General features: G+C 76.7%; 6 protein-coding genes. 3 read left to right on the top strand and 3 right to left on the bottom strand.

Annotated features, from left to right (window positions below; all coding sequences use genetic code 11):
- The first annotated feature begins 212 nt into the window (after positions 1 to 212).
- Both G6556_RS16955 and G6556_RS16960 read left to right on the top strand, forming a co-directional pair.
- Complete coding sequence (locus G6556_RS16955) at positions 213 to 371, top strand: DUF5679 domain-containing protein (RefSeq protein ID WP_166944033.1); 159 nt, start codon at positions 213 to 215, stop codon at positions 369 to 371.
- A 109-nt stretch (positions 372 to 480) separates the two neighbouring features.
- Positions 481 to 1,449: a thiamine biosynthesis protein ThiF gene (locus G6556_RS16960; RefSeq protein ID WP_166944035.1), complete on the top strand. Its 969-nt coding sequence runs from the start codon at positions 481 to 483 to the stop codon at positions 1,447 to 1,449.
- A gap of 67 nt (positions 1,450 to 1,516) precedes the next feature.
- Here the strand turns inward: G6556_RS16960 and G6556_RS16965 are convergent, their stop codons facing one another.
- The 3 genes from G6556_RS16965 to G6556_RS16975 all read right to left on the bottom strand — a co-directional run bounded on the left by G6556_RS16965 (position 1,517) and on the right by G6556_RS16975 (position 4,401).
- Complete coding sequence (locus tag G6556_RS16965; RefSeq protein ID WP_166944036.1) at positions 1,517 to 1,864, bottom strand: WhiB family transcriptional regulator; 348 nt, start codon at positions 1,862 to 1,864, stop codon at positions 1,517 to 1,519.
- A 137-nt stretch (positions 1,865 to 2,001) separates the two neighbouring features.
- Complete coding sequence (locus tag G6556_RS16970; RefSeq protein ID WP_166944038.1) at positions 2,002 to 2,205, bottom strand: hypothetical protein; 204 nt, start codon at positions 2,203 to 2,205, stop codon at positions 2,002 to 2,004.
- A gap of 156 nt (positions 2,206 to 2,361) precedes the next feature.
- On the bottom strand, positions 2,362 to 4,401 hold the full coding sequence (locus tag G6556_RS16975) for an ATP-dependent DNA helicase UvrD2 (protein ID WP_166944040.1): 2,040 nt from the start codon (positions 4,399 to 4,401) through the stop codon (positions 2,362 to 2,364).
- A gap of 147 nt (positions 4,402 to 4,548) precedes the next feature.
- On the opposite strand from G6556_RS16975, the gene G6556_RS16980 reads away from it, so the two are divergent.
- Positions 4,549 to 4,815 carry a mycoredoxin gene (locus G6556_RS16980; protein ID WP_166944042.1) on the top strand — a complete coding sequence of 89 codons (267 nt, stop codon included), beginning with the start codon at positions 4,549 to 4,551 and terminating at the stop codon, positions 4,813 to 4,815.
- Positions 4,816 to 4,926: the final 111 nt, after the last annotated feature.

Genomic DNA, 4,926 nt, shown 5'->3' on the forward strand with positions numbered 1-4,926 from the left:
GACGCGGGCGCGGCCGAGCGCGCCGGGTCGACCGGCGTCCGGGGGTGCTCCCGCGGCGGCTGCACGTCCAGCACCGTAGCGGTTCGAGCCCCTGATCTGGGGCAACTGCCGCACGACGGGCGGGCGGAACCCTCCCGCGGCCGCCGGACGACGTGGATACTGGCCCGGGCGCCGGGATCCCGGCCCCGTCGAACCGACCCGAGGAGACAGACATGGCCGAGACCTACGCCGGCGAGTTCTACTGCGTGAAGTGCAAGGAGAAGCGCCAGGCCGAGGGTGACGTCGTCGTCTCGGAGTCCGGTCGCCGCATGGCCAAGGCCACCTGCCCCGTGTGCGGCACCAAGCTGAACCGGATCCTCGGCAAGGCCTGAGCACGACCCGACCTGTGGACGACGGCGTCCGCCCCCGCCCGGGGTGCCACGGTGGTGGCACTCGACAGGACGGGGGTGGGGCACCGTGCAGCTCCGGCAGGGACTTCGCGTGCTGCGGCGCGCGACCGACGAGGTCCAGGTGGGCCTCGACCCGCGGTGGGCGGTGCGGGTCGACGGGCTGACCCCCGAGCGGGCCGAGCGCCTGCTCCGCGCGGGCGACCGCCACGTCGACGACGCCCTGCCCGCGCCGGCGCTCGACGCGCTGGGCGCCGCCGGGCTGCTGCGCCCGGCCACGGCGCGCGCCCGCCCCGTCCGGGCGGACCTGCGACCGGAGGCCCTGGCGCACGGGCTGGTCCGCGCCGACGGCGACGGCGTGGCGGCGGTGCGCAGGCGCTCGCGCTCGACGGTCGCGGTCGTCGGGCTCGGCCGGGCCGGGGCCGTCGTCGCGACGACGCTCGCGGTCGCCGGCGTCGGGACGCTGCTGCTCGACGACCCGCGCGTGCCCGGACCCGAGGACCCCGCCGGCGACGGGGCCGACCGGGCGACCGCGCTCACCGGCGCGCTGGGGCTGCTCGCCCCGCGGACCCGCGTCCGGGCGGCCCGCGGCCGGGACCGGCTGCTGGCCGACCCGCCAGACGCGGTCGTGACGGTGTCGGCCGACGCGACGGACCCCGCGACGGCCCTGCTGCTGCTGGGCGCGGACCTGCCGCACCTGCCGGTGGTGACGCGGGAGGCGGACGCGCTGGTGGGGCCGTTCGTGCGGCCCGCCCGGCCCGGCGACGACCCGCTCCCCTGCCTGCGGTGCCTCGACCTGCACCGCGCCGCGGCCGACCCGGCGTGGCCGGTGGTGCTCGCGCAGCTGGTGTCGCCGCGGGTCGGCGCGCGTGCGGCCGAGCCCCCGGCGGCGCTGGCCACCGTGGCGGGCGGGCTGGCCGCGGCGGAGGTGCTGGCGCACCTGGACGGCGAGGAGCCGCGGACCTCCGGCGCGCAGTACGAGATCGAGGTGCCGTCCGTCGCGCCGCGGCTGCGCCGGTGGGCGGCGCACGACGGGTGCGGGTGCGCCGCCCTCGTCGGCTGACCGGCCGGCGACGACGGGCGGGCCCGGCACCCGGTCGCTCGGACCGGGCGCCGGGCCCGCGGGACGGTCAGGCCGCCGGGCTGGCGTCCTTCCGCGGCCGGCCGCGGCCGCGCTTGACCGCGACGACCTGGCCACCGACGAACACCTCGCCGCCCCACACGCCCCAGGGCTCCTGCCGCTCGATCGCGCCGGCGAGGCAGCCCTCGAGCAGCGGGCAGGTGCGGCAGAGCGCCTTGGCCTGCTCGACCTCGGCGGTCCGCTCGGCGAACCAGAGCTCGGGGTCGTTGGACCGGCACGGGATGAGCCCCGCGACCAGGGCGTCGAACTGCACATCGGTGACGGCGGGCGTCGAGGCGGGCGGCCAGGGACCGGAACCGCCCTGGTTGACCGTGTCGAGCAGCGTCGTGAGCCGCACGATGTCCTCCTGAATGACTTGCGGGTTGAGCGAGGTGGCGGTGGATCCGCAGCTGCCTCGCCCCCCTGCAGGTGCCGGGGAAGACGAAGGCCGCGGAATCCGGTGGACTCCGCGGCCTGAAGGGGCTGGTCATCGACTCAGATGACCGGTCCTCCTGGGGCGGAGTCGGAGCGGGACGAGAGATCGCGCGCACGCAGCCGGAGACCGGTGCCGCCGAGGCCACGGATGCCCGTGCCCGGGGCGGCGGGGGACACAGCGATCCCCTGGTACTCGCCGAAGGTGGGTGCCTGGAACGGCAGCGCGATCGCGCCGGCGCCGAACTCGTCGATCATGTTCTTCACAGCACCACACCTCCTTCTCGTCATCGGGCCGCCGCCGCTTCGCGCAGCACGACCTTCCAGCAGGACTCGTTCACCGTAGAGGGGCCCGCACGGGCGGCACAACCGATTTATCGAGAGATTTCCCGACGAGTTCCCGCCGGTCCCCCGATCGGCCGATCAGCCGGCCGCCGCCGCCTCGCCCGCCGCGGGTCTCCGGCCGGCCACGATCGCCAGCAGGTCGGGCCCGTACCGGTCGATCTTGGCCGGTCCGATCCCCTGGACCCGCGCCAGCTCCGGGACGCTCGCCGGGCGCAGCTCCGCGATGGCCGACAGCGTCGCGTCGCCCAGCACGGTGTACGAGGGCTTGGCCGTCGCCCGGGCCAGGTCCGCCCGCCACGCGTGCAGGGCGGCCAGCAGCTCGGCGTCGACCTCCCCGGTGAGCCGCGGCACGGCGCGGGGCCGCCCGTCGCCGAACCGCGCGCGCCCCTCCTGCGGCCAGAGGCCGTCGAGGAACCGCGAGCGCCGGCGGGTCGCCCGGCCGCCCGGCGTCCGGGACCGGCCGTAGGACAGCTCGAGGTGCTGGCGGGCGCGGGTGACGCCGACGTAGAGCAGCCGGCGCTCCTCCGCGAGGTCGGCGGCCGTGTCGGCGGACGCCCACGGCACCAGGCCCTCGCTGAGCCCGGCGAGGAACACCGCGTCCCACTCCAGGCCCTTGGCGGCGTGCAGCGACGCGAGCGTGACGCCCTCCACGGTCGGGGCGTGCTGGGCGGCGGCTCGCTCGTCGAGGTCGGCGATCAGGTCCTGGACCGTCGCCCGCCCGCCGGCGCGCTCGGCCGCCGCGGCGAGGTCGTCCGCGAGCGTCACCAGCGCGTGCAGCGTGTCCCAGCGCTCCCGCGAGGCGCCACGGGCCGCGGGCGGCTCGTCCGTCCAGCCCGCCGAGCGCAGCGCGTCCCGCACGGTCTCCGTCATCGGCACGTCCGCGTCCGCGGCCACCGCGGCACCCCGCAGCCGGACGATCGCGTCCCGGACCTCCTTGCGCTGGAAGAACCGCTCGCCGCCGCGCAGCACGTACCCGATCCCCTGGTGCGCGAGGGCCTGCTCGAACGCCTCGGACTGCGCGTTGGTCCGGTACAGCACCGCGATCTCGCTCGGGCGGGTGCCCGCCGCGATCAGCCGGCCGATCCGGGTCGCGACACCCGCGGCCTCCGCCTCGTCGTCGTCGTACACCGCGAACCGGACGGGCCCGCCCGACGGGCGCTGCGCGATGAGCTCGAGCGGCTCCCAGCGCGCGCCGCGGTCCTTCGGCGCACGGCGCAGCACCTCGTTGGCCAGGCCGACGACCTGCGGGGTGGACCGGTAGTCGCGCACCAGCCGGACGACCTGCGCCTCGGGGTGCTCGGCGGTGAACCGCGTCAGGTAGTGCGGCGTCGCGCCCGCGAACGAGTAGATGGTCTGGCTCGGGTCGCCGACCACGCACAGCTCGTCCCGCCCGCCGAGCCACTGGTCGAGCAGGAACTTCTGCAGCGGGGAGATGTCCTGGTACTCGTCGACGACGAACCGCCGGTACTGGTGCCGGATCTCGTCCGCGACGGCGCGGTTCTCCACCAGCATCCCGGACAGCAGCCAGAGGATGTCCTCCATGTCCATCACGCCGCGCGCGTCCTTGGCGTCCTCGTACGCGGTGATGAGCCGGGCGACGACGTGGTGGTCGTGGCCGGCGGGCGCCGGGCGGTCCGCCGCCGCGGCGGCGCGGACGTAGTCCTCGGCGGTGATCCGGGAGACCTTGGCCCACTCGATCTCGGAGGCGAGGTCGCGCACGGACACCCGGTCGACCGACAGCCCGAGCCGGTGGCACGCGTCCGCGACGACCGGCGCCTTCTGCGCGAGCACCTGGGGCGAGGGGCCGCCGACGACCTTGGGCCAGAAGTACCGCAGCTGGCGCAGCGCGGCCGAGTGGAAGGTCCGGGCCTGCACGCCGGCGACGCCCAGGTCGCGCAGCCGGGTGCGCATCTCTCCCGCCGCGCGGGCGGTGAACGTCACCGCGAGCACGCTGGTGGGCGCGTACACGCCGGTGCGCACGCCGTAGGCGATCCGGTGCGTGATCGCCCGCGTCTTGCCGGTGCCTGCGCCGGCCAGGACGCACACCGGGCCGGTGAGGGCGCGGGCGACCTCCCGCTGGTCCGGGTCGAGGGCGTCGAGGAGGTCGTCGGCAGGCATCGCCGGAAATCCTCGCACCTCCCGCCGACACGCCGGGACGCCCGTCCCCAGGGAGGTGCGGGCGCGGTGCCGGGCACGTCCGGGATGATCCTGCGGGCGCCGGGCGTTCTGCTCGGTGACGCGACACCGACCGAGCGAAGGCAGACGATGACGACCACGCAGGACCTGCCCGTCGAGGGCACCGTGACGATGTACTCGACCACCTGGTGCGGCTACTGCCGCCGCCTCAAGACGCAGCTCGACTCCGCGGGCATCGCGTACACCGAGGTCGACATCGAGCAGACCCCCGACGCCGCGGCGTTCGTCGAGCAGGTGAACGGCGGCAACCAGACCGTGCCGACCGTGCTGTTCCCGGACGGCTCCGCCGCCACGAACCCGTCGCTGGTGCAGGTCCGCGAGCGCCTCGGCGCCTGACCTCCCGGCCGCGGCGTCGCCCGCAGCACCCGGACCCGAGGGCCCGCCCGGCACCGCTCAGCGCGTGCCGAGCGGGCCCTCGTCCACGGGGGCGGGGGCGGCGCGCCGCCC

This window comes from Cellulomonas sp. IC4_254, assembly GCF_011603975.1.
Taxonomy (GTDB): Bacteria; Actinomycetota; Actinomycetes; order Actinomycetales; family Cellulomonadaceae; genus Cellulomonas.

What these genes read in the sequence shown, in the direction of transcription:
- G6556_RS16955 (WP_166944033.1), top strand. Translation starts at nt 213, where the DNA reads ATGGCCGAGACCTACGCCGGCGAGTTCTACTGCGTGAAGTGCAAGGAG.
- G6556_RS16975 (WP_166944040.1), bottom strand. Translation starts at nt 4,401, where the DNA reads ATGCCTGCCGACGACCTCCTCGACGCCCTCGACCCGGACCAGCGGGAG.
- G6556_RS16980 (WP_166944042.1), top strand. Translation starts at nt 4,549, where the DNA reads ATGACGACCACGCAGGACCTGCCCGTCGAGGGCACCGTGACGATGTAC.